Origin of the sequence: Streptomyces sp. NRRL B-1140, from assembly GCF_001280065.1 — a bacterium.
In the GTDB taxonomy this organism is placed as follows: domain Bacteria; phylum Actinomycetota; class Actinomycetes; order Streptomycetales; family Streptomycetaceae; genus Streptomyces.
Genome location: NZ_LGEA01000025.1, coordinates 97,084 through 121,925 on the forward strand (window position 1 = coordinate 97,084; position 24,842 = coordinate 121,925).

Genomic DNA, 24,842 nt, shown 5'->3' on the forward strand with positions numbered 1-24,842 from the left:
CGCGAGCGATCTGGGAGGGGGCCGGCGCGGAGAGGGCAAGCTCCGCGCCGGCTCGGCCGGCTGCCGCCGGGCGGCCCGCGTCAGCGGATCCGCACAGTGCAGACGTGACCACACCGCCAACCGGGAAGGCACGACCATGCCCCACACCCCTCGTCGGCGCCACCTCGCCCGGGCGCTCGCCTGCGTCCTGACCGCTCTCAGCGCGCTCGCGGTCGCCGAGCACCAAAGCGCCTCGCCGGCCGCCGCCGACACCGCCCGGTTCCGCGGCGTCAACTGGGCCCGGCTCGGCGACAACTTCCACGGTGGACCACTGGTCCTGCACGGGTTGAGCGCCTCCGACAGCTACGAGACGGTCGTGGCGAAGGCGAGCGCCATCTACACCGGCTTCGAGAACAACCTCGGTGCCAACACCGTTCGGCTCCCGATCAACACCTACACAGTCGGGACGAACTGGTGGAGCGCGTACGCGGGAGCGATAGACGCGGCCACCGCGAAGGGATTCAAGGTCGTCCTCTCCTACTGGGACGACGGGGTGGCCGCCCGCGACGGTCGCATCGTCAACCCGAGTGCCTTCGACACCATGTGGAACACCGTTCTTGCCCGGTACGGCACCAACAGCCTCGTCCATTTCGAGCCGATGAACGAACCGGGCGGGCACAGCGCCGCCGAGTGGGCGAACGTGGTGAGCAACTGGGTCAGCAGCCACCCGTCGATTCCGCGGAACCGCGTCTTCGTCAGCGGCGCCGGGCTGAACACCGACATCAAGTCCATGTGCGCGGACCGCCGCCTTGACGGGACGTTCCTGTCGCTGCACCACTACACCTTCTTCAGCGGCGCGAAGACCTACGACCAGTGGGTGGCGTACCTGCGGAACGCGATCGGCTCCTGCGCCGACCGCACGGTCGTCGACGAGTTCGGCGCGCCGATGGATACCGGGCTCGACTACCACGACGCCGGCAGCACCGACAACTTCGTGCGCTACTTCCGGGCCACCACCACGGTGCTTCGGGAACTGCGGATCGGCTCCATCTACTGGCCCGGGCTGGGCGGGAAGATACGCGCCGGTCAGGGCGACGACTGGTACGCCATGCAGAAACTGCACGGCACCGGCACCGGCCTCACGCTCAGCACCCCCAACGCCAGCGGCCGCGAGCGCCTCAGGCACGGCTGGGGTCTGGACGGCGGCGTCCCGGCCCCGGCCGGCCTGCTGCGCAACGTCGGCACCGGGCGCTGTCTGGACGTCCCCGGCGGGACCACCGCGAACACCCAGGTCCAGGTGGACACCTGCGCCGGCACGGTCGGCCGGCAGTGGACCTCGACGGCCGGCGGGCAGATCACCGCACTCGGGGGCCAGAAGTGCCTGGACGCGTACAACAGCGGGACGGCGAACGGCACCGTGGTCGGCACGTGGGCGTGCAACGGCGGGGACAACCAGCGTTGGACGGTGGGCGCCGACGGCACCGTCCGCAGCGTGCGCTCCGGCCTCTGCCTCGACGTGAACACCACCACCTTCAAGGTGCAGCTGTGGACGTGCTGGGGCGGCGGCAACCAGAGGTGGCAGATCCCGAACACTGACGCGCGACGCGACGCCCGACTCGGCGGACACCGTGGACGGTGACCGCCGGCGACCTGCTCCAGTCCGTGAAGTGAAGGGAGAAACGACATGTCCGAGGTGACACGCAGACGGTTTCTCGCCGCCGGGGCGGCGGCTGGAGCGGGGATCGGGATCGTGCCGGGTGGGTGGACGGCCACTGCCAGGAGCGGCTCGGCCGCGCCGCCGAAGGTCCTGGCCGCCAACGACCTCGCACTGTGGTACGACAAGCCGGCGGGTGCGGACTGGCTGCGGGCCCTGCCGATCGGCAACGGACGCCTCGGCGCGATGGTGTTCGGCAACGTCGACACCGAACGGCTGCAGCTCAACGAGGACACCGTCTGGGCCGGCGGTCCGTACGACTCCGCCAACCCCCGCGGCGCCGCCGACCTCGCTGAGATCCGGCGGCGGGTCTTCGCGGATCAGTGGGGGCCGGCGCAGGACCTGATCAATCAGACGATGCTGGGCAGCCCGGCCGGGCAACTGGCCTACCAGCCGGTCGGGAACCTCCTGCTCTCCGTCGGCAGCGCTACCGGCGCGTCGCAGTACAACCGGATGCTCGACCTCACGACCGCCACGGCCGTCACGACCTACGTGCTGGGCGGCGTGCGGTACCAGCGTGAGGTGTTCGCCAGCGCACCCGACCAGGTGCTCGTGGTCCGGCTGACGGCCGACCGGGCCAACTCCATCGCCTTCAACGCCACGTTCGACAGTCCGCAGCGGACCACGGTGTCCAGCCCGGACGGGGCCACGATCGCCCTCGACGGCATCTCCGGCACCATGGAGGGCATCACCGGGCGGGTCCGGTTCCTTGCCCTGGCCCACGCCGCCGTGACGGGCGGCACGGTCAGCAGCTCGGGCGGCACACTGCGGGTCTCGGGCGCCACCAGCGTGACGGTGCTGGTGTCGATCGGCTCCAGCTACGTCGACTTCCGGAGGGCCGACGGCGACTACCAGGGGATCGCGCGGCGCCACCTCAACGCCGCCCGCGACATCGGCATCGACGAACTACGCAGTCGGCATCGCGCCGACTATCAGGCCCTGTTCAACCGGGTATCGGTCGACCTGGGACGTACGGCGGCGGCCGACCAGCCGACCGACGTACGGATCGCACAGCACGCGCAGGTGAACGACCCGCAGTTCTCCGCCCTGTTGTTCCAGTTCGGCCGGTACCTGCTCATATCGTCCTCGCGGCCGGGCACCCAGCCGGCGAACCTGCAGGGCATCTGGAACGACCAGATGGCTCCGTCCTGGGACTCGAAGTTCACCATCAACGCCAACCTGCCGATGAACTACTGGCCCGCCGACACGACGAACCTGTCCGAATGCTTCCGCCCGGTCTTCGACATGATCGACGACCTGACCGTGACCGGCGCCCGGGTTGCCCAGGCACAGTACGGCGCGGGCGGCTGGGTGACGCACCACAACACCGACGCGTGGCGGGGCGCCTCGGTCGTCGACGGAGCGCAGTGGGGGATGTGGCAGACCGGTGGCGCATGGCTGGCCACGCTGATCTGGGACCACTACCTGTTCACCGGTGACATCGACTTCCTCCGCTCCAACTATCCGGCCCTGAAGGGCGCCGCCCGGTTCTTCCTCGACACCCTGGTCGCCCACCCGACGCTCGGACACCTGGTCACCAACCCGTCGAACTCCCCGGAGCTCCCTCACCACACGAACGCCACCGTCTGCGCGGGGCCCACCATGGACAACCAGATCCTGCGCGACCTCTTCAGCAGCGTCGCCCGCGCCGGCGAAATCCTCGGCGTGGACGCCACTTTCCGCGCCCAGGCGCTTGCGGCCCGGGACCGGCTGGCGCCGACGCGGGTCGGGTCAAGGGGCAACATCCAGGAGTGGCTGGCCGACTGGGTGGAGACCGAGCGGACTCACCGGCACGTCTCCCACCTGTACGGCCTGCATCCGAGCAACCAGATCACCAAGCGCGGGACACCCCAGTTGCACGAGGCCGCGCGGCGGACGCTGGAACTGCGCGGCGACGACGGGACGGGATGGTCGCTCGCCTGGAAGATCAACTTCTGGGCGCGGATGGAGGACGGCTCCCGCGCCCACAAGCTGATCCGGGACCTGGTGCGCACGGACCGGCTCGCGCCCAACATGTTCGACCTGCACCCACCGTTCCAGATCGACGGAAACTTCGGCGCCACCTCGGGCATCGCGGAGATGCTGTTGCACAGCCACAACGGCGAACTGCACGTGCTGCCGGCGCTGCCGGCCGCCTGGCCCGCCGGGCGTGTGAGCGGACTGCGCGGCCGGGGCGGATACACGGTCGGCGCCGAGTGGAGCAGCGGACGGACCGAGTTCGTCGTCACTCCCGACCGAACCGGCCCCGTCCGGGTGCGTGGTCGGATCTTCACCGGTGACTTCACGCTGAAGGACGATGCGAGCGGCGAGCCGGTCCAGCCGAAGCGGCTCGAGGCCGATCTCATCGAGTTCCCCGGCCGGGCCGGCACCACCTACCGCGCGTCCGCGCTCGGGTCGGGATCACCGGTGGAGACCGGCGTGGCCTATCGGCTCGTGGCCCAGCACAGCGGCAAGGCCGCCGACATCAACGGTGCGTCCACGACCGCCGGTGCCCGGCTGATCCAGTGGCAGATCACCACCGGTCCCAACCAGCACTTCGAGTTCCTGCCCTCCGACGGCGGGCACTACAAGATCCGGGTGGGGCACAGTGGTCTGGTCCTGCAGGTCTCCAGTAGCAGCAGCGGCGCCGACATCACCCAGCAGCCGGGTACGGACGCCGCCGGCCAGCAGTGGCGGATCGTCGACCACGGTGGTGGCGTGATCAGTGTGGTCAACCGGCAGAGCGGCCTCGCCCTGGACGTGTGGGAGGCCTCCACCGCCGACGGAGCCCGCATCTCCCAGTGGGCAGTCACGGGCGGCACCCACCAGCGATTCCAACTCCGCCGCGTCACCGGCCCGTCCGGACAGCACGCCTAGCCCACGGGGCGAACAGCGGCCGGCCAGGGAGATCCATGTCGTGTTCAGAAGAAACCCAGCTTCTTCGGCGAGTACGACACCAGAAGATTCTTCGTCTGCTGGTAGTGGTCCAGCATCATCTTGTGCGTCTCGCGCCCGATGCCCGACTTCTTGTAACCGCCGAACGCCGCGTGCGCCGGGTACGCGTGGTAGCAGTTGGTCCACACGCGGCCCGCCTTGATCTCGCGGCCCAGTCGGTAGGCCGTGTTGCCGTCGCGGGTCCAGACACCCGCGCCGAGGCCGTACAGCGTGTCGTTGGCGATCTTCAGTGCCTCGTCGACCGAGTCGTACGTCGTGACCGAGACGACCGGGCCGAAGATCTCCTCCTGGAAGATCCGCATGTCGTTGGTGCCGCGGAAGATGGTCGGCTCGACGTAGTAGCCGCCCTCGAGGCCGGGCACCGCGCGGGACGTGCCGCCCGTGACGACCTCGGCGCCCTCCTTCCGGCCGATGTCGAGGTAGGAAAGGATCTTCTCGTACTGGTCGTTGCTCGCCTGCGCTCCGATCATCGTGGCCGGGTCCAGCGGGTCGCCGCCGACGATGGCCTCGGTGCGTTCGACACAGCGGGCCATGAAGTCGTCGTAGATGGCGGAGGGGATCAGGGCGCGGGAGGGGCAGGTGCAGACCTCGCCCTGGTTGAGCGCGAACATCACGAAGCCCTCGACGGCCTTGTCCAGGAAGTCGTCGTCGGCGGCCATGACGTCGGGCAGGAAGATGTTCGGGCTCTTGCCGCCCAGTTCCAGCGTGACGGGGATGATGTTCTCGCTCGCGTACTGCATGATCAGACGGCCGGTCGTCGTCTCGCCGGTGAACGCCACCTTCGCCACCCGCGGGCTGGACGCCAGCGGCTTGCCCGCCTCCACGCCGAAGCCGTTGACGACGTTGATCACGCCCGGCGGGAGCAGGTCGGCGATCAGCTCCATGACGTAGAGCAGGCTGACCGGGGTCTGTTCCGCCGGCTTGATGACCACGCAGTTGCCGGCGGCCAGCGCGGGGGCGAGCTTCCATGTGGCCATGAGGATGGGGAAGTTCCACGGGATGATCTGCCCGACCACGCCCAAGGGCTCGTGGAAGTGGTACGCGACCGTGTCGGCGTCGATCTCCGCGATGCTGCCCTCCTGCGCGCGGACGACTCCGGCGAAGTACCGGAAGTGGTCCACGGCCAGCGGGATGTCGGCCGCCAGGGTCTCGCGGACCGGCTTGCCGTTCTCCCACGTCTCGGCGACCGCGATCTTCTCCAGGTTCTCCTCGATACGGTCCGCGATCCTGTTGAGGACGTTCGCGCGTTCCGCAGGGGACGTACGGCCCCACCCGTCGGCCGCGCGGTGCGCGGCGTCCAGGGCCAGGTCGACATCGGCCGCGGTGGAACGGGCGACCTCGCAGAAGGTCCTGCCGGTCACCGGCGTCGGGTTCTCGAAGTAGCGGCCCTCGACCGGAGGGATCCAATCGCCGTCGATGAAGTTGTCGTAGCGGCGGGCGAACGACACGATGCTGCCTTCGGTTCCTGGCTGCGCGTACACCATGGCGGCTCTCCTCGGTGAAGGGCGGGGCGGTTGCGACGTCCCTCACTGTGCTGCCGGGAGGTTGGTGCGGGGTTGGCGCCCGCAGCACACGGATGTCAGTCGCGCAGGGCCGTCGTCAGCCGGCCCCGGGCGATCGCGCGGCGGGTGTCCTCGGGGCCGAGCAGCCGCAGCGCGTGTTCATGGATCTGCGCGTCGTACGGGGCCCGTTCGCCGTAGCGCAGGGCGTGTTCCGGCCGGGTGCTCGCCAGGACGGCCTCGCGTACCGCCACTTCGAGCCGGGTGCGCCACTCCTCGATGCCGGGGGCCTCGGAGCGGGGCAGGAGCGGGCCGCCGTAGCGGCCGAGGGCGGTGTCCGTGTCGCCTTGCTCCAGCGCGCGCAGGACGTCGGCTGCGTCGCAGGACACGGGGGTGGTGAGGGCGTAGTGGCGGGGGGATATCGCGCCGCCCAGCGCCCGGCGCAGGTGGGAGATCTCCGCCTTGAAGGTGGACGGCGTGACCGGCCGGTCACCGTACAGGGCCGCGCGCAGCCGTTGCGGGGCGAAGCCGTCGGGTTCGAGCGCGAGGAGGGTGAGGATCTCCCACTGCCGAGGGCGCAGGGGGAGGGGCCGTCCCTCGTGCACGGCTCGCTCGGTGCCCAGGCACGTGAGCCGCAGCCGGGCCGGGCGGGAGACCTCGGTGGCCAGGCGGGCCTCGATCGCCGACACCAGGGTGCGGACGGTGGACATGGCCAGGGGGTGCGAGCGGTCCCAGGTCGTGGACAGGTCCAGTACGCCGAGGACGCTGCCGTCCCTGCCGTGCACGGGTGCGCAGTAGCAGACCCAGCCGTGCAGGGCCGACACCAGATGCTCGGCCGAGAACACGGAGCTGGGACGGCCGGTGCGCAGGGCGAGGGACAGCGCGTTGGTGCCCATGGCCTGCTCGTCCCATCGGCCGCCCGGCGCGAAGTTGACCCGCTCCGCCCGGCGGCGCATGGTCCGGCCGCCGCAGGTCCACAGGATGGTGCCGGACTCGTCGGTGACCGCCGTGACGAATCCGGCGTCCTCGGCGATGCTGTGCAGCTCCCCGGCGAGTGTGGAGACGGGTCCGTACAGCGGTGACGACGTCCAGCGCTGGTGCACCCGGCCGTCGTCCGTGACGGGGGCGCTGTCGCGGCCCGGGTCGACGCTGCCCAGCGAACGCGCCCAGGACTCGCTGACCTCGTGGCGCAGTGCCGCGGAGCCGCCGGGCCGCGTGCCCGGCACGCCCAGCCGCGGCACCCAGTGGGACCACTCGTGCTCCAGCACGGCCCTGCGCCGCGTGAGGTCAGGGCGCTGTGACATGGCCTCTCCCTGCCGTCGTACCGGTTCCTCGGGGTGAGGTCAGTGGTACCGGGCGCGCGGGCCCCGGTCGAGAACTCCGTCGGGCCCGGGGTGAGACGTTCTGAACGGGCGACCGCCTGACTGGATGTTTGTCCGGTGCCCACGTACCGCCGTCCGGGTGACGGGTTCACTCGACCCGACGGACGGGGTCCGGCCCGCGTACCAGTGGTGCGCGGCGGCGCGTTCCCCCGGCATGGACAGCACGGAGACGGCGCGGCGCCGTCCGGGGAATCACGCGACGCCCCGCTCGTACGCCGAACTCACCAGCGGATACGCGGGACATCCGCCGATCTACGCGGCCTTGGTCGCCGAGTGGGAGGCCAGGGGCCACGCGGTTCCGGAGCACCGCGACGGCCAGTGGGTCTCCTTCGCCGCGCCGGCCGACAGCGAGACCTGGACGGCCGTCCCCTCATGGACCGCCGGCCGGCACATGGGCCCGGTCGTCCCCGGCACCCCCCGTCCGGCGGCCACGCCTCACCACGCCGCCACCCCGCACTCGGCGACCGGCCGGCATCCGGGCCCGGTCGCGCCCGCGGGCACCCGCCCGGCCTCCGGCCGGCACCCGGGGGCAGCCGGGCCGTCGTCCGGTGCCCGCCTCACCAGCCGTCCGTCGCCACCGGCTCCGCGCTGACCGGTGCCAGCACCGCGAGGGTTCCGCTGGCCTCCCGCAGGGCCGATTCGAGGGGGCCGGGAGTGTGCAGGGTGCCGGATCCGTCCGGCGGCACGAGCCACTCCAGCCGGCCCGCGGGCCGGTACGGCGGCGGCACGGCGACCCAGGAGCCCCGGCCGACGTGCCGTACGCCGAATCCGATCCACTCGCTGACCGGATCGGGCGGCAGGAAGAACCCCACTCTGCGTGCGGCGCAGTCCACCAGGGTGGGGCCGGGCACCTTCAGCGGATCGCGCCACAGGATGTCCAGCGCGAGCAGGCCGAGCCGGTCGGGGACGCTCAGCACGTCCCAGTACCGCCCGGCCTCCACGAGCATGGTCCCCGCGCCGTAGTCCCACTCCCGCTTGCATTCCTTGGGGTCCGTGGCGGCCGCGGCGAGCCACTCGACGGCTTGCTTCCACATGACGCTCTGCATGGCCACCCCAGGCACAGTCGGTGGCGCCGCGGTCGGGCGCGCTGGACACGGCCGGTGGCCCGCGGGGTCCCGCGTGCCGCCCGGCCGTAGCCATGCTGGTAGATATTTCTACGCGTCGGAAGGGGTGGCGCGGTGTGGCGTTTGGGGCGTGCCGGTCCCGGTCGAACCAGGGCAGCAGACGGCACGTTCCGTACAACCGCGTTCAACTTTGCACGGGTTGCGTACGGCTGTCACCAGCGGGGGAGCTTCAACTCGTACTCCGGCCGGAACCGCCGCATGTAACCGGTGTCGTCCCGGCTGCGCTTCCCCGAGTCGAGGTACCGCCGGTGCAGTCGCTCCAGCCGGTCGTGGTCGAGTTCGACTCCCAGTCCCGGTCCGGTGGGCACCTCGACCTCACCGTCGCGCAACTCCAGCGCGCCGGGCACGATCACGTCGTCCGCGGAGTTCCACGGGTAGTGCGTGTCGCAGGAGTGGTCGAGGTTGGGGATGGCGGCGGCGACATGGGTCATCGCGGCGAGGCTGATGCCCAGGTGCGAGTTGGAGTGCATCGACAGGGAGAGCCCGAACGCCTCGCACACGGCGGCCAGTTCACGGGTGCGGCGCAGCCCGCCCCAGTAATGGTGGTCGGTGAGCAGCACCTGGATCGCATTCTGCTCGACGGCGGGCTTCAGATGCTCCCAGGCGATCACGCACATGTTGGTCGCGAGCGGCATGGGGGAGCCCTTCGCCACCTCCGCCATCCCGGGGATGCCCCGGGTCGGATCCTCCAAGTACTCCAGCACGCCGTCGAGTTCACGCGCCACGTACTTCGAGGTCTCGACCGTCCACGCCACGTTCGGGTCCAGCCGCAGCGGCTGCCCGGGGAAGGCCTCGGCGAGGGCCCGCATCGCCGCGATCTCCTCGTCGGGGGGGAAGACACCGCCCTTAAGCTTGAACGACCGGAAGCCGTAGCGCTCTTGCATCAGCCGGGCCTGATCGACGACGCCGGCCGGGTCGAGGGCCTCGCCCCAGTCGTCGCAGATCGCCGCACGGCCGTCGAGCGCGGGATGCTCGGCCCACTTGTAGAAGAGGTAGGCGGCGAACGGCACCGCGTCGCGTACCTTCCCGCCCAGCAGGTCGCTGACCGGACGGCCGAGCAGCCTGCCCTGTGCGTCCAGGCAGGCCACCTCGACCGCGGACGTGGTCCAGCCGCGCTCGTGGGAGCTCGGCACGTTCGGCAGCAGGGCAGCGTCGATCGCGGCGGACACGGCGGTGGTGTCGAAGACGTCCATGCCGGCGACCACCTTCGCGGCGGCGTGCAGCCGCTCCAGGCGGGCCGCACCGCCCGGGGACTCGCCGAGCCCCACCGTGCCGTCCTCCAGGACGAGTTGGAGGATGATCCGCAGGGCGAGGGGCTCGTGGACGCCGTTGGAGTTGAGCAGCGGCGGGTCGCCGAAGGCGATCGGGGTGACGACCAGTTCGCGGATCCGCGTGGCACTCATGCGGCGGCCACCTCCAGGCCGTGGTCGAGGAGTTTCGCGAGCCGGGCGATGTGCTCCGGCGCCGCGTCGACCAGGGGCGCCCGTACGCCGCCGACGTCCAGGCCGCGCAGGGTCACACCGGCCTTGACCAGCGAGACGGCGTACCCGGGGACCTCGTCGCGCAGGGCGACCAGCGGGCCGTAGAACTCGTCGAGGAGTCGCGAGACCAGGGCCTCGTCGCCCTCGGCGAGGGCCCGGTGGAAGGCCAGTGCGATCTCCGGGGCGAAGGCGAACACCGCCGAGGAGTACAGCTCCACGCCGATGCCCCGGTAGGCGGGCGCGGTCATCTCGGCGGTGGGCAGCCCGTTGAAGAACTGGAAGTCCTCCGTGCCCGGCACGGCTCGCACCGCTCGGACGATGCGGTGCATCCGCTCGATGTCCCCGATGCCGTCCTTCAGGCCGACGACCCCGGGCAGGGCGGCGATCTCGGCGGCGGTCCGGTCGGTGAGCCGGGCGGTGCCCCGCTGGTAGAAGACGACCGGCAGGTCCGTGGCCGCGATGACCTCCTCGACGTAACGCACCAGACCCTGCTGCGGGGCGCTGACGAGGTAGGGCGGCAGCAGCAGGACACCGTCGGCACCGGCGCGCTCGACGCGGGCGGCCTGGTCGCGGGCGACCGGTGCGGGGCCGCCGGCCGCGGCGAGGACCGGCACGCGTCCGGCCGTGGTCCGCACGGCGACCCGGGTGGCCCGCTCGACCTCCTCGGTCGACAGCGCGTGGAACTCGCCGGTGCCGCAGGCGACGAACACACCTCCCGCGCCCGCGGCGACACCCGACTCGATGTGCTGGGCCAGCCGTTCCTCGTCCAGTGAACCGTCCGCCGCGAACGGCGTGACCGGGAAGAACAGCACTCCGTGGAACTTCATGTCTCCCTCAAACGTGGGGGTGGGTGGTCAGCCCTTGGTGGCCCCGGCGGCGATGCCGGTGACCAGCGAGCGCTGGAGGAGCAGGTAGACGATCAGGCTGGGGACGAGGGCGATGACCGCACCGGCCAGCACCACCCCGGAGCCGACCTGGGGGTCGGTGCGCAGGATGGACAGGGCGACGGTGACCGTGTAGTCGGTGGGGTCCTTGGCGGCGATCAGGGGCAGCAGGTACTGGTCCCAGATCATGATGAAGCCGAGTACCCCGGCGACCCCGAGGGCGGGCTTGCACAGCGGCAGGACGACCTGCCACAGCATCCGCAGCTCGCCCACGCCGTCGATGCGGGCGGCCTCCTCGATCTCGGTGGGGATGTCCTTCATGAACTCGGTCAGCAGCATCACCGAGAAGCCCCACGCGCCGAGCGGCAGGATCACGCCCCATACCGTGCCCTTGAGGTCGATGCCGAGCACGGGCACATGCCCGAGGACCAGGGACAGCGGGATGGCGATGACCTCTTCGGGAAGCATCATCGTCAGCATGAACAGGGTCAGGACCAGCGCCTGACCGCGGAATCTGTGCCGGGCCAGCGCGTATGCGGCCAGCGTGCACACGGCGAGCTGGAGCAGCAGCCCGCCGCCGGCGATGACCAGTGAGTTGCCGAAGTAGTCCCAGATGCCGCGCTCGCCGGCCACCTGGAAGTTCAGCAGGGTCGGATGGTGGGGGAGGAACGACAGCGTCGAACCGCTGGCCTTCTCGCTGAAGGAACCGGAGAAGATCGTCAGGAACGGTGCGGCGAAGACCCCGAGGGCGAGCAGACAGAGCAGGACGCGCAGCGCCCAGGCGGGTCCCGGCCGGTCGTTCCAGCCGAGGGCGGTGTCGAAACGGGCGGGGGTGGTGCGCCGGTCCCCGCCGGAGTTGCGCGCGGGGGAGGCGGTCACCGGGGTGCGGACGGGTTCGATGGCAGGGGCGCTCATTTCGCGTCTCCCCTCGTGCGGAGGTAGTTGACCGTGACGGTGAGCAGCAGCGTCACGCAGAGCAGGACCACGGAGGCGGCCGAGGCGCCGCCGATGTCGTTACGGGTGAAGCCGAGGGTGTAGGCGCGGGTCATCCACACGTCGGTGGAGCCGGCCGGGCCGCCGCCGGTGAGGACGTACACCTCGGTGAAGACGCGCAGTCCGCGGATGGCCGCGAGGGTGAGGACGATGCCGAGGGCGGGACGGATGGCGGGCAGGGTGATGTGCCGCAGGCGCTGCCACAGCGAGACGCCGTCCATCGCGGCGGCCTCGTACAGCGAGCGGTCCACGCCCGCGAGACCCGCGAGGATGATCACCATGTTGTACGGGGCGAGCATCCAGATGCCCATGGCCATCGTGGCCCACAGCGCCGTGCCGGGGTTGTCCAGGTAGGGCACCGGGCCCAGGCCGAACAGCCCGAGACCGCTGTTGATGAGGCCGTCGGAGGTCGGGTAGTACATCAGCCGCCACATCTCGCCCACCACTGCGGTGGCGGTGACGACGGGCAGGAACACGGCGGTACGGATGATCTTCAGCGAGCGGGCCTGACCCTCCAGCAGCAGCGCCAGCGCGGAGCCGACGACGATCCCGCCGAGGGACATGCCGATGCCGAGGACCAGGGTGTGGCCGATGGCGTCCTGGAAGCGGTGGTCGGTCAGAACTCGCGTGTAGTTGTCGAGTCCGACCCACTGGTCGCCGAGGAAGGGCCGTACGTCGAAGAAGCTGAGCCAGACGCCCTTGCCCATCGGCAGGAACTTGAAGACGAGGGCCAGCAGCAGCGCCGGGGCGAGGAACAGCCAGGGCAGTACGGCCTTCTTGCCGATGCCCCGGGCTCTGCGCGGCCCGGGCGTCGTCGCGGTCGCGGTCATTTCAGCAGCTCCTGGTCCTTGAGGTCACCGGCGAGGGTGTCGTCGAGATCCTTGAGGCCGGCGCGGACGTCGCTGCCGCAGTAGGTGAAGATCGCGTTGAGCGCGTCGGCGGTGTCCTGTTTGATCGGGGCGAAGTCGGGCGCGTTGGGGAACTGCGCGGCGTGGTTCTCGTACGCCTTCTGCACCACGCTCCAGCGCGGGTCGTCGCGCACCTTCGCCGCGTCGAGCGTGGAGTTGACGGGGATACGCACGACCGGCTGGTGGGCGCCCGTCATGGCGAGCCTCTGGCCCTCGGGGGAGACCAGGAAGGCGGCGAGGGTCCGCTCCTGCTTCGTCTTGCCGGTCCTGGCGCCGAAGTAGATGTTCTCGCCCTCGGCCAGCACGGTGGATCCGGCCGGGCCCGCGGGCGCCGGCAGCACCTCGTACCTGCCCTTGCCGAGCGCCTCGTCGAACGTCGCGATGTTGTACGGGCCCGTGAGGTACATCCCGGCGTTGCCGTCCTGGAAGTTGGTGGTGTTCGAGGTGACGGAGGTCAGGGCGCTGGGCTGGACGACGCCCTTGTCGCCGCAGAAGAGGTTCTTCTTCAACCAGGTGACGGTGCGCACCGCGGCCGCCGAGTCCATGGCGGGCCGGAATCCCGAGCCCTCCTTCTGGAGGATCCGCACCCCGCCCTGCCAGAGATAACTGGCGCCCCACCAGGCGACGTAACCGTTCTGCGCGCTGCCCGGGACGACCATGCCGTAGGTGTCCTTCCTGCCGTCCCCGTCCGGGTCACGGGAGGCGAACGCCTTGGCGAGCGCGAGCATGTCCTGCCAGGTCTTCGGCTGGGGCAGGCCGAGTTTCTCGCGCCAGTCCTTGCGGACGAACAGTGTCATGGCCTGGCGGGAGTACGGGATGCCGTAGTGCCTGCCGTCGCGGCCCACGGTGGACGACCAGGACTTGGCGGTGATCTCGCCGTGGCCCGCTATGGAGGCCGGGGTGATGGGCTCGAGCAGCCCCTGGGACTGGTAACTGCCCATCAGGGCCGTGTCGTTGATCATGACGTCCGGCAGGTCCTTGACGGACGCGCGGCTCTGGAGCTGCTGGTCGAAGTTCATGACCGGCTGGTAGTCGACCTTGATGCCGGTCTTCTTGGTGAAGGCGGCGAACACACGGTCGTAGGTCTTGGCGGAGTCCGGATCGCTCCGGGTCCACACCTCCAGGGTGTTCGGGTCACCGGCCCCGGCGCTGCCGGAACCGGAGCCGCAGCCGGCCGTTTCGAACAGGAGGCCCGAGACGGCGAGCATGGCAGCCAGGCGGAGACTTCGTCGGCGATCCCGCATGGGTGGTTCTCCGTTCATATTCGTGAACCCGCTTCACGAATCTAAATGATCGGCCAAGCTACGGATCGCTTCCTGGCCATGTCAAGACATGGCCGAAAGATTTCACCGATGCCACACGACGCCCGGGACCACCCAGGAAACAGCGACGGCCCCCACCGGATCATCCGGTGGGGGCCGAAAACGAGGGGTGCTGAGGTCAGGCCTTGCGCTCGGCGTTCTTCTTCTTGATCCGGACCGCTTCCTTGCGGACCTCCGCCTGGGTGGTGCGCTCCCGCTCCAGCCACTCGGGGCCTTCCTGCTTCAGCGCCTCGATCTGCTCGGTGGTGAGGGGCTCGGTGACGCCCGCGCGGGCGAGACCGGCGATGGAGACGCCGAGCTTGGCGGCGACGACCGGACGGGGGTGCGGGCCGTTGCGCCGCAGGTCCTGCAGCCACTGCGGCGGGTTCGCCTGGAGCTCGTTCAGCTCGGCGCGCGAGACCACACCCTCCCGGAACTCGGCGGGTGTGGCCTCGAGGTACACACCCAGCTTCTTCGCCGCGGTCGCGGGCTTCATCGTCTGGGTGCTCTGGTGCGACGTCATGGCTCCCAGGGTATCGAGCGTGTGCACGACCCCTGACCACGCCCGGTAACCTGGCGAGGTGACAGGCTCGGATGAAACCCCCTCGTTCCGGCTCGCCTACGTCCCCGGGGTGATGCCCGACAAGTGGGTGCGCATCTGGAACGAGCGGCAGCCCGATGTCCCGCTGATCCTCACCCAGGTGCCCGCCGGAGAGGCGGCCGAGCGGCTGCTGGGCGGGGACGCCGACGCGGGCCTCGTCCGCACCCCGGTGGACCGGGCGGTCTTCAGCGCGATTCCCCTCTACACCGAGCAGACGGTCGTCGTGGTGCCCAAGGATCATCTGGTCACGGCCGTGGACGAGGTGGCGCCGGAGGACCTGGCGGACGACATCGTCCTGCACCCGCTCGACGACGTCCTCGACTGGCAGACCCTCCCCGGGCGTCCCGCTCTCGAACGGCCCGCCACCACCGCCGACGCAGTCGAACTGGTCGCGGCGGGCATCGGCGTCCTCGTGGTCCCGCTGTCGCTCGCCCGGCTGCACCACCGCAAGGACCTCACCCACCGGCCCCTCAAGGACGCTCCCGAGTCGAGCGTGGCCCTCTCCTGGCCGGAGGACGCGAAGACGGATCAGGTCGAGGACTTCATCGGCGTCGTCCGCGGCCGCACGGTCAACAGCACCCGGGGCCGTCAGCAGCCCCCGGCGCGGGACCGGTCCACTGAGGGGGCCCGGGAAGGCGCCCGGCGGAAGCCGGTGCCCGGCAAGTCGGCGGCAGGCAAGTCGGCCGGGGCGAAGCGTACGGGGAAGAGCGGGGGCGGCGCTCCCAAGGGCAACAGGCGGGGCAAGCCCCGCCGCCGTTCGTAGCTCCGGGGCTGCTGGACGGACCGCGGCCCCGGAGGCATGGTCGTACCCGCTCAGCCCGCCGACGGAGAAGGCGCCGGTGCCCCGTAGGACGGATTGGGGGCGACCGTCTGGAAGTCCTTCAGGTCGTCGGGGATCGGCAGCACGCGGACCGGCGCACCCTGCTGCGGCGGCGGCGGTGTCGTCTGGTCCCCGGGCAGCTTGGGCGGAGCGGTGATCTGGAAGCTGACCTGCTCCTGGTTGATCAGGCCGGTCTTCTCCAGCACCGTGATGTGATCGAGAACGGTGTCGTTGGTCGTGTCGGCGAGCTCTCGCACGAGGCTGTTCCGAGTGGTCGCCCGGATCTTGGCGATCGTCGGGAAGATGCCCCCGTGCGCGACGCGCATGATCGTCACGGCCGTGGACTCGAACTCCTTGCCGCTGCTGCCCTCGGCCGTCGCCACGAACTGCTGCTGCTGAGGCGAGGGCTCGTTCGGCAGGGTGATGCCCAGGTCCGTGGAGATCTTGCGGCAGCCCGCGTCGAGCCGACCGTGCCCGACGAGCAGATGTTTGGAGACTTCCTGCATCTCCGGCGATGTGCTCCGCTGCTTGATCAGCTGACCCAGCGGGTACTCCCACAGTCCGGCCGCGCGCACGCGCACCACGAAGTCGCGGTCCGCCTCGGTCAGCGGACCCCACTGGGTGTTGGCGATGATGCGGTCCTGGCCGGAAGCCGCGTTCTGCACGCCCAGCATGCTCGGGTAGGCGAGCGCGGTGAGCGTAAGGATCAACGCACCGCCCACGAACGCGGTTCCTGCCGTGCTGCGCGAGATGCGCATCGTGCCTCCTGGGATATGAACGGCCCAACACCAAGAGGTACGGACGCCGGGGGCGAAACAATCACCCCTGCCGCAAAAAAGTTCGCGGAGTCCGCCCGCCATGGTCCGTTGTACGGGGCGGGACGGAGCAGATCAGGACAGGTCGGCCGAGCCGGCGAGCCAGTCGTACGCCGACCGTGCCGTGAACTGCTCCTGACCGCCCGGCAGGAGCAGGCCCGCGGTCGCGAACTCCGGTGCGTCCGCCTGGGCCGGGACGTACGGGATCGCGATGCAGCGCATGCCGGCCGCGTGCGCGGCGGCGGCGCCCGGAGCGGCGTCCTCCAGCACGACGCAGTCGTCCGGGGCCGCCCCGAGCCGGCGGGCCGCCTCCAGGAAGACGTCCGGAGCCGGCTTGCCGTGCGCGACCTCGTCGGCCGAGACCACCGTCTGCAGCCGCGCGTCCAGCCCGGTCCCGGTCAGCACCGCCGCGATGGCCTCCGGCGACGAGCCCGAGGCCACGGCCATCGGCACGCCCTCGGTGGCCAGCAACTCGACGAACGCACGCATCTCCGGGTAGGCGCGCGTGGCACCGCGGGCCAGCTCCAGGTAGTGGCGGTTCTTCACGGCGAGCAGTTCCTCGACCGGGGCGGACAGGCCGTAGCGGTGCTTCCAGTCCGCGACCGTCTCCTGCGTGCTGATGCCGACGTAGCGTTCGTGGTCCGCCCAGGTGAAGTCCGCGACGCCGTACTGGGCGAGCGTCCGGCGGCCTGCCTCGTAGTAGTTCGGCTCGCTGTCCACGAGTGTTCCGTCGAGATCGAAGATGACTGATATTCCGCGGAGCCTGCTCATGCCGTCATGCTCTCAAAGATCACCCGCGGGCCGATCGCCCGATCGACTCCACCAGCGGCAGCATCCGGTGGGGCACGCGCTCGCGCAGCGCGACCTCGGTACGGGTGCGCACCACTCCGGGCATGCTGATCAGCTTCTGGACGACGTCCTCCAGGTGCGCGTTGTCCCGGGCCACCACCCGGGCGAGCAGATCCCCGCCACCGGTGATCGAGAAGGCCTCCACGATCTCCGGCACCGCCGCCAGAGCGTCCCCCACCTCGTCGAGATGGCCTTGGGTGACCTCGATGTGGATGAACGCGAGCACGGGATGCCCGAGTGCGGCGGGGGAGAGGGCCGGTGCCGTGCCGGTGATCACGCCGTCACGCTCCAGCCGGTCGAGCCGGGCCTGCAGGGTGCCCCGGGCGACGCCGAGGATCCGGGCGTACTCGCGCACGCTCGTGCGCGGCTGCTCCAGCAGCAGCCGCAGGATGCGGGTGTCGAGCTCGTCCACGGGCATGGCGCCTCCTCCTCGTCCTTTGGCTCTGCCGCGGCCGTTCGCCGACCGCTCGCACTGGACCAATGGCCCAGTCTAGAAGGTGCCGGTTGAGCCACTGGCCACCGGGATGCTGATATGGATGCGTCGATGGCGCTGCGGACCCCGCGGCGCCTTTTTCATGCGTGCTCATGGCCGGTGTGGCGAGAGGGGCGGTAAGCGGTGCTGAAGAGGGTGTTCATGGCTCCGGATCCGGGGCGGACGCGGCTGCGGTTCGCCGCGCGTGCCGTGCTCGGCATCACGCTCGCGGTCGCCGTGTGCGGCCTTGCCGGGCATTCCCTCGCGGGCGCCGTCACCGGCGGTCTCGCCGCCCTTCTCGCCCTGTTCACCGTCACCGACGCCACGGTCCGCGGCCAGGCCGTCACGACCGCTCTGCTGCCCGCCGTCGGCCTGCCCGTCCTCACGGCCGCGGCCGAGCTGCACGACCACCCGGTGGCCAGGGATCTGACCTTCCTCGCCGTCGTCGGAGCGGGCGTGTACGCGCGCCGCTGGGGCCCGCGCGGGCACAGCCTCGGCGTCTTCGCGTTCATGACCTTCTTCGTGGCGCAGTTCCTCCACGCCACCACCGGCCTGCTGCCCCAGCTGTACGCCGCTGTCCTGCTGTCGGTCCTCGCCGCAGCCGCGGTGCGCTTCGGCCTCTGGTGCTACGAGCGCCGTATGCCCCCGCCGGCCGTGCCCGCTCCGCCGGCCGGCGCCGGTCTGGCCCGGGTGACCACCCGCCAGGCGATCCAGGCGACCGCCGGGGCCGGCTTCGCCCTCGTCGTGGGCCAGCTGGTGTCCGGTCAGCGCTGGTACTGGGCCGTCGGCGCCACTTGGTGGATCTTCGTCAACACCACCTCGCGCGGCGAGACCCTGGTCCGCGGCTTCCGGCGGCTGCTCGGCACGGTCATCGGCATCGCCCTGGGCCTGCTCGTGGCCGTGCCCGTGCACGGCGACCCCGCTCTCACGGCCGCGCTGGCCGCCGTCTGCGTGTTCGGCATCTTCTACACGGCAGCCGTGTCCTACACCTGGATGATGCTCTGGGTCACCCTCCTCGCCGGACTGCTCTACGGCCTCCTCGGTGTGCTCGGCCCCGGACTGCTCGCCCTGCGGCTCGCCGAGACCGGCGTCGGGGCGCTCGGCGCGGCCCTGGCCGTGATCCTCGTCCTGCCCGTGACCACCCACAGCGTCACCGACGCCTGGATCCGGCGGGCCCTGCGCTGCGTGCACGCCTGCGCCGTGGAGACCGCACGGCGCCTGGCGGGCGCGGCGGACGCCGACCCGGCCCCGCGGGTGGCGGAGCTGGAACAGCTCCTCGCCCGGGTACGGCTCTCGGTCGCCCCGCTCGTGCACCCGCTGAACCCGATGCTGGGCCGCAAGCGGCGGGCCCGGCACGTGCTGGCCCTCCTCGACGACTGCGCCCGCGAGATCCGTGGCCTGGTCGCCGTCGCGGCGGACCCGGAGGCCAGCCACGACGCCCGTCTCGCCACGGCCTGCCGGCGGGTGGAGGCCGCTGTGGAGGCCCTGACCGAGGGCAGGGACATCGCGGTCCACGCGGACGGCCTGGCCCACGCGGAACCCGCCCTGGCCCATCTGCACGGTCTGGAGCGCGCCCTGGCCGATCTGGCCCGCCCCCTGCGCACCCCGTCGGGCTCCCCGCTGGTGGGGGCCTGACGGAGAAGCGCGAGAGCCGAGCGCTCTCCGGCCGGCCGTGCCCGCTCCGCCGGGCGGCCCCGGTCCGGCGCGGTGGTGATGCGCGCTCGGCCGGACCGGGGGTCCGACCGAGCGACACGCCCTTGACCGTATGGTCTAGACCGCGCATGATCGACTGCGCGGCCCACCCGGCCGCGCGGACGAGAGGGGACAGCGGTGGCGGACGGCGGGCGGCGGGCGTACATCGGATCGTTCACGGCGGCCGGCGGCCCCGGCATCGTGACCGCGGAGGCCGACGCCGGCACCGGCGCGCTGACCGTTCTGAGCAGCGTGAACGCCGTTCCCGACCCCTCCTGCCTGACGCTCTCACCGGACGGGAAGATGCTGTACGCGGTCAGTGAGACCGCCGAGGGCGCGGTGGCCGCGTACCGGGTGGGCGGGGACAAGCCCGAGCCTGCGGGGCGGCCCGTGCCGGTCGACGGCAGCGGCCCGACCCACCTCACTCTGTACGCCGGGCACGTCCTGACCGCCAACTACGGCTCCGGCAGCGTCACCGCCGTCCCCCTCCGCCCCGACGGCACACTCGCCCGCTCCGCGTCCCGTGTGCTCCGGCACAGCGGCGCCGGTCCGCACACGCCCCGCCAGCAGGGGCCGCACGCCCACCAGGTGCAGCCCGACCCGAGCGGCCGGTGGGCCGTCAGTGTGGACCTGGGCACGGACTCGGTGCGGGTGTGCACGCTGACCGACGGCGCCCTGCACGTGCACCGGGAGACCGCCCTGCGCCCCGGCTCGGGGCCGCGCCACCTGGCCTTCCACCCGGACGGCCGCCACGCGTACGTCGTCAACGAACTGAGCCCTTCCGTCACCGTCTGCCGCTGGGACGCGGCGGAGGGCGCCCTGACGCCGCTGTCGGAAGCCCCGGTCCTGCCCGGCGCACCGGCGGGCGACGCCTACCCGTCGGGCATCGCCGCCTCACGTGACGGCCGCTTCGTGTGGACCGCCACGCGCGGCGAGGACGTCCTGTCCGTGCTCGCCGTCGAGGGCGAGGAGCTGCGCCTCGTCACCACGGTGCCCTGCGGCGGCCACTGGCCACGCGCCCTCACCGCCGGCGACAACGTCCTGTACGTCGCCAACGAGCGCTCCGGCGACGTGACCTGGTTCGCGGTCGACCCGGTCACGGGCGTTCCACGACGAGGCGGCTCGATCAAGGTGCCGGCGGTGTCCTGGGTGGCCCTCGGCTGAGGGGGGGGACCAGCCGCCCCACCCTGCCGGGCGCCCGGCAGGGGCGCGGGGAACTGCGCGACAAGCCCCCACGCACCCGCGGGACGCATCACATCCCCGCTGCCGCCTCACGGCACCGGGGCCGGCCTGTGACAGCCGATCCCCGCGCGGCATCCCACAGTACGAGGAAGGCCCGCTCCCAACCGGAGCGGGCCTTCACGGTGTTGCGCGCGCCGCCGGCGTCAGCGCACGGGTGCGCTCTGCGCCTGCTGCGGCGCGATACCGAGCGCCGTCGTGTACTTGGCCAGGGCCAGCTTGCCGATCGCCGGGTACGGGCCGAGCGGCTCGGCGGCGGAGCAACCGGCCTCCTTCGCGGCCTCCTCGAGCAGGACCTGCTCGATCTCCGGGCCGATCAGGTACGGCGCGAGCGCCAGCTGCTGCGAGCCCGAGGAGCGCAGCTGCTCGGCGACGGACGCGATGGAGCCCTCCTGGTCCAGCGCCGCGGCCATCACCGGAACGGCGAGACGCGCGGCGAGCAGCATGCCGGTGATGCCTGCGGCCTGCACGGCCTCGTCACCGCCCACCGAAGCGAGGATGATGCCGTCCGCGGCCGTCGCGACGGTGAACAGCCGGGCACGGTCGGCACGGGCCAGGCCGGCCTCGGACAGCCGCACGTGCAGCGCCTCGGCGAGCAGCGGGTGCGGGCCGAGGACATCGGTCAGCTCGGCGGCGACCCGGCTTTCCATGAGGGCCTGGCGGACCTGACGCAGCAGCGAACCGTCCGGGCCGGCGAGCAGCGGCACGACCACGGCGACGGGACCGTCGGGCATCTTGACGTCCATGCCGGCGGCACGGGCCTGTTCGAAACGGGCCGTGCGCTCCTCGGCCGCGTGCACGAGGACGGCCTGCAGCGAGGGGAACTCCGCGTTGTCCCCGTCGAGGTACCCGATGCGGGCGTCGAGGCCGGGCAGCTCGGAGCGGGCGATGCTCACGACCTCTTCGGCGAGGCTGCGCGTGGTGTTACTGGGCGTCCCCGGCACGGCGAGGACGAGCGCGGGCGCGCCCTCGGGAGCAACCAGCGGCTCGGGACGGCGGTGCCGTCCGGGCTGGCGGGGGCGCGGCATTCGTACGGGCAGGCCATCCGCGGGCCCAGTGGGGGAACTCATGGCGCCGCATGTTACTGGCTTCCTGGGTTCCTCTGTTCGGGGAGGGTGCAGGTGAGCGGTATCCGTCCCGTTTTGTCTATTGAGTTACGTACGGATCGGACGCGATCGGATCAATCACCCGAACGGATGGTCACGGACAGCATCCTCTCGTCACCGGGCAGCGTGAGGGAACCCGTGCTCAGTTCCGCCGCGAGGCGCACCGAGCCGTGCAGCGGATCGCCCTCGGCCGGTACCCGCGGTGCCTGTGGGAGCCGCCGGGCCAGTTCCTCGTCCAGGGGCTCCAGCAGCGGGTCGCCCAGCTCGAACAGGCCGCCGGTGACGGCGACGCACGCCTCGCCGCCGGAGGGACACACGGCTGCCGCGGAGTCCGCGATGTGCCGGGCGGCGGTACGCAGGATGTCCGCGGCGACGGGATCCTCGTCCGAGCAGGCGGCCACGCGGGGCGCGAAGGAGGCGAGCACGGCCGGCCGGTCGGGCCGCGGGTACAGCGCGCCGGGCAGCTTCGCGACCGGCCCGAACTGCTCCTCGGCGCAGGCCAGCAGACGGGCCGAGCCGTCCTGCCGCCCGTCGTGGGAGCGCAGCGCGGCCTCGAGGCCGGCCCGGCCGATCCAGGCACCGCCCCCGCAGTCGCCGAGCAGATGCCCCCAGCCGTCCGCTCGCCGCCAGCCGGTCAGGTCGGTGCCCACCGCGACCAGCCCCGTGCCGCCGGCGACCACGGCACCGGGGCGGGGCCCGAGCGCGCCCACGTACGCGGTCACGGCGTCGGCGGCCAGTGCGACCCGGCGCACCCCCCACTCCCGGGCCAGGGCGCCGGGCAGTTCGGCGCGCAGCCCGTCCCCCAGGGAGGCCATCCCGGCCGCACCCACGGCGACGGTGGTCAGCGGAACCGCTCCCGCCTCCGCGGTCAGCGCACGCACCAACGGCACGAGCTGGGCCATGAAGTGCCCGGGATCGATGCCCCGCTCGCCCGTGCGCACCGGTTCACCGGACGCCCGGCGGGCCAGCGGGCCGCGCTCGGCGGTCCCGATCACCGCCCGGAGCCCGGAGCCGCCGGAGTCCACGGCGAGAAAACCGGAGCCTTCCGCCGCCCCGGTCACGGCAGGCGCCAGTCCACCGGTTGGCCGCCCTGACGGATCAGCAGGTCGTTGGCCCGGCTGAACGGACGGGAGCCGAAGAAGCCCCGGTCGGCCGACATGGGGGAGGGGTGGGCGGATTCGACGGAGGGCAGGTCACCGAGGAGCGGGCGCAGATTGCGGGCGTCACGGCCCCACAGGATGGACACCAGCGGCTTGCCGCGCCCGGCCAGGGCCCGGATGGCCTGCTCCGTGACCTCCTCCCAGCCCTTGCCCCGGTGGGCGGCGGGCTTGCGCGGCGCGGTGGTCAGCGCCCTGTTGAGCAGCAGCACACCCTGGCGCGTCCACGGCGTGAGGTCGCCGTTGGACGGCTGGGGGAGCCCCAGGTCGGCGTGCAGCTCGCGGTAGATGTTGACGAGGCTGCCGGGGAGCGGCCGCACCTCCGGCGCCACCGAGAACGACAGCCCCACCGCGTGTCCCGGAGTGGGATACGGGTCCTGACCGACGATCAGGACGCGTACGTCGTCGAAGGGCTGCTGGAAGGCCCGCAGGACGTTCGGCCCGGCCGGGAGGTAGGTGCGTCCCGCGGCGATCTCCGCGCGGAGGAAGTCCCCCATCGCGGCGACGCGTTCGGCCACCGGTTCCAAGGCCTTCGCCCAGCCCGCTTCGACGATTTCATGCAAGGGTCGTGGTGCCACGGGCGTCACCCTACTGCCGTGCGGACAGCGGCGATCAACCGGTGGCCAACGCCTGTGGGCACCCTCGCCTCCCGTCTGTCCCTCTGCCGCGTCCCCCGTCCTCGTCGTTGCCTCAGCCGACGAGCGCGGCCCGCACGCACAGCACGTCCGGCAGGTGCGAGGCGAGCTGCCGCCAGCTGTCGCCGTCGTCGGCGGACGCGAACACCTCACCGTTGCGGTTGCCGAAGTAGATGCCCGCGGGGTCGGCGTCGTCCGTGCACATCGCGTCGCGCAGCACCGTGCCGTAGTGGTCCTCCTGGGGCAGTCCCGCCGACAGGGGTTCCCAGCTCTTGCCCGCGTCCGACGTCCGGTAGACCCGGCACCGGTGGCCGGCCGGGACCCGGTCGGCGTCGGCGTTGATCGGGAACACGTACGCCGTGTCGCCCCGGTGCGGATGCGCCACGGCCGCGAAGCCGAACGTGGACGGCAGGCCCTCGCCGATGTCCGTCCAGTGCGCGCCGGCGTCGTCGCTGCGGTACACGCCCCAGTGGTTCTGCAGGTACAGCCGGTCCGGGGTGGCCGCGTCCCGCGCGACCTTGTGCACGCACTGGCCGAACTCGGGGTTCGGGTCGGGCAGGAACACCGCGGACACCCCGGAGTTGGAAGGTGCCCAGCTGACGCCGCCGTCCAGGGTGCGGAACACGCCGGCGGTCGAGACGGCGACCGTCACCGCCTTCGGGTCGCGGCGGTCGGTGAGCACGGTGTGCAGTCCCTCACCGCCTCCGCCCGGGACCCACTTCGAGCGTGTGGGGTGCTCCCACAGGGGGCGGACCAGCTCGAACGTCTCCCCGCGGTCCTGCGAGCGGTACAGCGCGGCCGGCTCGGTGCCCGCGTACACCACGTCCGGCTCGGCGGCTGCCGGATGCAGCTGCCACACCCGCTCCAGGGACGCCCCCGTGTCCTTGGGGAACTTGACCGCCGGGCGGGCCGGTTCGGTCCAGGTCCGGCCGAGGTCGTCGGAGTGGAACACGGACGGGCCCCAGTGCGCGCTGTCGCCGCCGACCAGCAGCCGCGGGGTCCCGGCCCGGGTGTCGAGGGCGACCGAGTACACGGCCTGCGCGTTGAAGTACGGGCTCTCGTCGAACTCCCAGGCCCCGCCACCTCGCCGGCGCCCGATGAACAGGCCTTTGCGCGTGCCCACGGCGAGCAGTACCTCGGTCATGCCGATCACCTCCGCGGCGTCGTCGTTGACGCCCTCGTCCCGAACACCGGCCAGTCTGCACCCGACCACTGACAGTCACCTCCGGAACGGGCTGCGGCCCAGGTCAGCGGGGT

The 24,842-nt window shown here is 71.8% G+C and carries 22 protein-coding genes; 6 read left to right on the forward strand and 16 right to left on the reverse strand.

Going from position 1 to position 24,842, the window contains the following annotated elements; translation table 11 throughout:
- The first annotated feature begins 136 nt into the window (after positions 1-136).
- Both ADK65_RS04455 and ADK65_RS04460 read left to right on the forward strand, forming a co-directional pair.
- Positions 137-1,618 carry a ricin-type beta-trefoil lectin domain protein gene (locus ADK65_RS04455; protein WP_053668459.1) on the forward strand — a complete coding sequence of 494 codons (1,482 nt, stop codon included), beginning with the start codon at positions 137-139 and terminating at the stop codon, positions 1,616-1,618.
- A 45-nt stretch (positions 1,619-1,663) separates the two neighbouring features.
- Entirely contained in the window at positions 1,664-4,549 is a 2,886-nt protein-coding gene (locus tag ADK65_RS04460) for a glycosyl hydrolase family 95 catalytic domain-containing protein (RefSeq protein WP_053668460.1), read from the forward strand.
- Between the two features lie 44 nt (positions 4,550-4,593).
- On the opposite strand, the gene adh is transcribed toward ADK65_RS04460, so the two are convergent.
- The gene (gene adh / locus ADK65_RS04465; RefSeq protein ID WP_053668461.1) at positions 4,594-6,111 is read right to left on the reverse strand and encodes an aldehyde dehydrogenase; all 1,518 of its coding nucleotides are present in this window, start codon (positions 6,109-6,111) and stop codon (positions 4,594-4,596) included.
- A 95-nt stretch (positions 6,112-6,206) separates the two neighbouring features.
- Positions 6,207-7,430: a helix-turn-helix domain-containing protein gene (locus ADK65_RS04470; RefSeq protein ID WP_053668462.1), complete on the reverse strand. Its 1,224-nt coding sequence runs from the start codon at positions 7,428-7,430 to the stop codon at positions 6,207-6,209.
- Positions 7,431-7,587: 157 nt separating this feature from the next.
- Between ADK65_RS04470 and ADK65_RS04475 the strand changes: the two genes are divergently transcribed.
- Entirely contained in the window at positions 7,588-8,100 is a 513-nt protein-coding gene (locus ADK65_RS04475) for a hypothetical protein (RefSeq protein WP_053668463.1), read from the forward strand.
- Here the strand turns inward: ADK65_RS04475 and ADK65_RS04480 are convergent.
- From ADK65_RS04480 to ADK65_RS04510, 7 genes are all read right to left on the reverse strand, one after another.
- On the reverse strand, positions 8,066-8,554 hold the full coding sequence (locus ADK65_RS04480; protein WP_053668464.1) for a hypothetical protein: 489 nt from the start codon (positions 8,552-8,554) through the stop codon (positions 8,066-8,068). The two genes, ADK65_RS04475 and ADK65_RS04480, sit on opposite strands and share 35 nt — an antisense overlap.
- A gap of 230 nt (positions 8,555-8,784) precedes the next feature.
- Complete coding sequence (locus tag ADK65_RS04485; protein ID WP_053668465.1) at positions 8,785-10,035, reverse strand: glucarate dehydratase family protein; 1,251 nt, start codon at positions 10,033-10,035, stop codon at positions 8,785-8,787.
- Positions 10,032-10,940 (reverse strand): 5-dehydro-4-deoxyglucarate dehydratase, encoded by a 909-nt coding sequence (locus ADK65_RS04490; protein ID WP_053668466.1) that lies wholly within the window; start codon positions 10,938-10,940, stop codon positions 10,032-10,034. The genes ADK65_RS04485 and ADK65_RS04490 overlap by 4 nt, the downstream gene beginning before the upstream one ends.
- Before the next feature lie 27 nt (positions 10,941-10,967).
- Positions 10,968-11,912 carry a carbohydrate ABC transporter permease gene (locus tag ADK65_RS04495; RefSeq protein WP_053668467.1) on the reverse strand — a complete coding sequence of 315 codons (945 nt, stop codon included), beginning with the start codon at positions 11,910-11,912 and terminating at the stop codon, positions 10,968-10,970.
- Entirely contained in the window at positions 11,909-12,820 is a 912-nt protein-coding gene (locus ADK65_RS04500) for a carbohydrate ABC transporter permease (protein ID WP_053668468.1), read from the reverse strand. The genes ADK65_RS04495 and ADK65_RS04500 overlap by 4 nt, the downstream gene beginning before the upstream one ends.
- Positions 12,817-14,142 carry an ABC transporter substrate-binding protein gene (locus ADK65_RS04505; RefSeq protein ID WP_053668469.1) on the reverse strand — a complete coding sequence of 442 codons (1,326 nt, stop codon included), beginning with the start codon at positions 14,140-14,142 and terminating at the stop codon, positions 12,817-12,819. The genes ADK65_RS04500 and ADK65_RS04505 overlap by 4 nt, the downstream gene beginning before the upstream one ends.
- A 196-nt stretch (positions 14,143-14,338) precedes the next feature.
- A complete protein-coding gene (locus ADK65_RS04510) occupies positions 14,339-14,722 on the reverse strand; it encodes a DUF5997 family protein (RefSeq protein ID WP_053668470.1) in 384 nt (127 codons plus the stop codon).
- A 58-nt stretch (positions 14,723-14,780) separates the two neighbouring features.
- Between ADK65_RS04510 and ADK65_RS04515 the strand changes: the two genes are divergently transcribed.
- A complete protein-coding gene (locus ADK65_RS04515; RefSeq protein WP_053668471.1) occupies positions 14,781-15,563 on the forward strand; it encodes a LysR family substrate-binding domain-containing protein in 783 nt (260 codons plus the stop codon).
- 50 nt (positions 15,564-15,613) lie between these two features.
- Here the strand turns inward: ADK65_RS04515 and ADK65_RS04520 are convergent, their stop codons facing one another.
- The 3 genes from ADK65_RS04520 to ADK65_RS04530 all read right to left on the reverse strand — a co-directional run bounded on the left by ADK65_RS04520 (position 15,614) and on the right by ADK65_RS04530 (position 17,702).
- Positions 15,614-16,378 (reverse strand): DUF4142 domain-containing protein, encoded by a 765-nt coding sequence (locus tag ADK65_RS04520; RefSeq protein ID WP_053668472.1) that lies wholly within the window; start codon positions 16,376-16,378, stop codon positions 15,614-15,616.
- A 132-nt stretch (positions 16,379-16,510) separates the two neighbouring features.
- Positions 16,511-17,206: an HAD family hydrolase gene (locus tag ADK65_RS04525; protein ID WP_053668473.1), complete on the reverse strand. Its 696-nt coding sequence runs from the start codon at positions 17,204-17,206 to the stop codon at positions 16,511-16,513.
- Positions 17,207-17,225: 19 nt separating this feature from the next.
- Positions 17,226-17,702: an Lrp/AsnC family transcriptional regulator gene (locus ADK65_RS04530; protein ID WP_053668474.1), complete on the reverse strand. Its 477-nt coding sequence runs from the start codon at positions 17,700-17,702 to the stop codon at positions 17,226-17,228.
- 198 nt (positions 17,703-17,900) lie between these two features.
- Here ADK65_RS04530 and ADK65_RS04535 point away from each other — a divergent pair, with 198 nt between their 5' ends.
- Both ADK65_RS04535 and ADK65_RS04540 read left to right on the forward strand, forming a co-directional pair.
- Positions 17,901-19,391 (forward strand): FUSC family protein, encoded by a 1,491-nt coding sequence (locus tag ADK65_RS04535; RefSeq protein WP_053668475.1) that lies wholly within the window; start codon positions 17,901-17,903, stop codon positions 19,389-19,391.
- A gap of 195 nt (positions 19,392-19,586) precedes the next feature.
- Positions 19,587-20,612: a lactonase family protein gene (locus tag ADK65_RS04540; protein WP_053668476.1), complete on the forward strand. Its 1,026-nt coding sequence runs from the start codon at positions 19,587-19,589 to the stop codon at positions 20,610-20,612.
- Positions 20,613-20,833: 221 nt separating this feature from the next.
- On the opposite strand, the gene ADK65_RS04545 is transcribed toward ADK65_RS04540, so the two are convergent.
- From ADK65_RS04545 to ADK65_RS04560, 4 genes are all read right to left on the reverse strand, one after another.
- Positions 20,834-21,757: a sirohydrochlorin chelatase gene (locus ADK65_RS04545; protein WP_053668477.1), complete on the reverse strand. Its 924-nt coding sequence runs from the start codon at positions 21,755-21,757 to the stop codon at positions 20,834-20,836.
- A gap of 110 nt (positions 21,758-21,867) precedes the next feature.
- A complete protein-coding gene (locus ADK65_RS04550; RefSeq protein WP_053668478.1) occupies positions 21,868-22,854 on the reverse strand; it encodes an N-acetylglucosamine kinase in 987 nt (328 codons plus the stop codon).
- On the reverse strand, positions 22,851-23,528 hold the full coding sequence (locus tag ADK65_RS04555) for a uracil-DNA glycosylase (protein ID WP_053668479.1): 678 nt from the start codon (positions 23,526-23,528) through the stop codon (positions 22,851-22,853). Before ADK65_RS04555 ends, ADK65_RS04550 begins: the two co-directional genes overlap by 4 nt.
- A gap of 112 nt (positions 23,529-23,640) precedes the next feature.
- A complete protein-coding gene (locus tag ADK65_RS04560) occupies positions 23,641-24,798 on the reverse strand; it encodes a WD40/YVTN/BNR-like repeat-containing protein (protein WP_053668480.1) in 1,158 nt (385 codons plus the stop codon).
- Between the last annotated feature and the right edge of the window lie 44 nt (positions 24,799-24,842).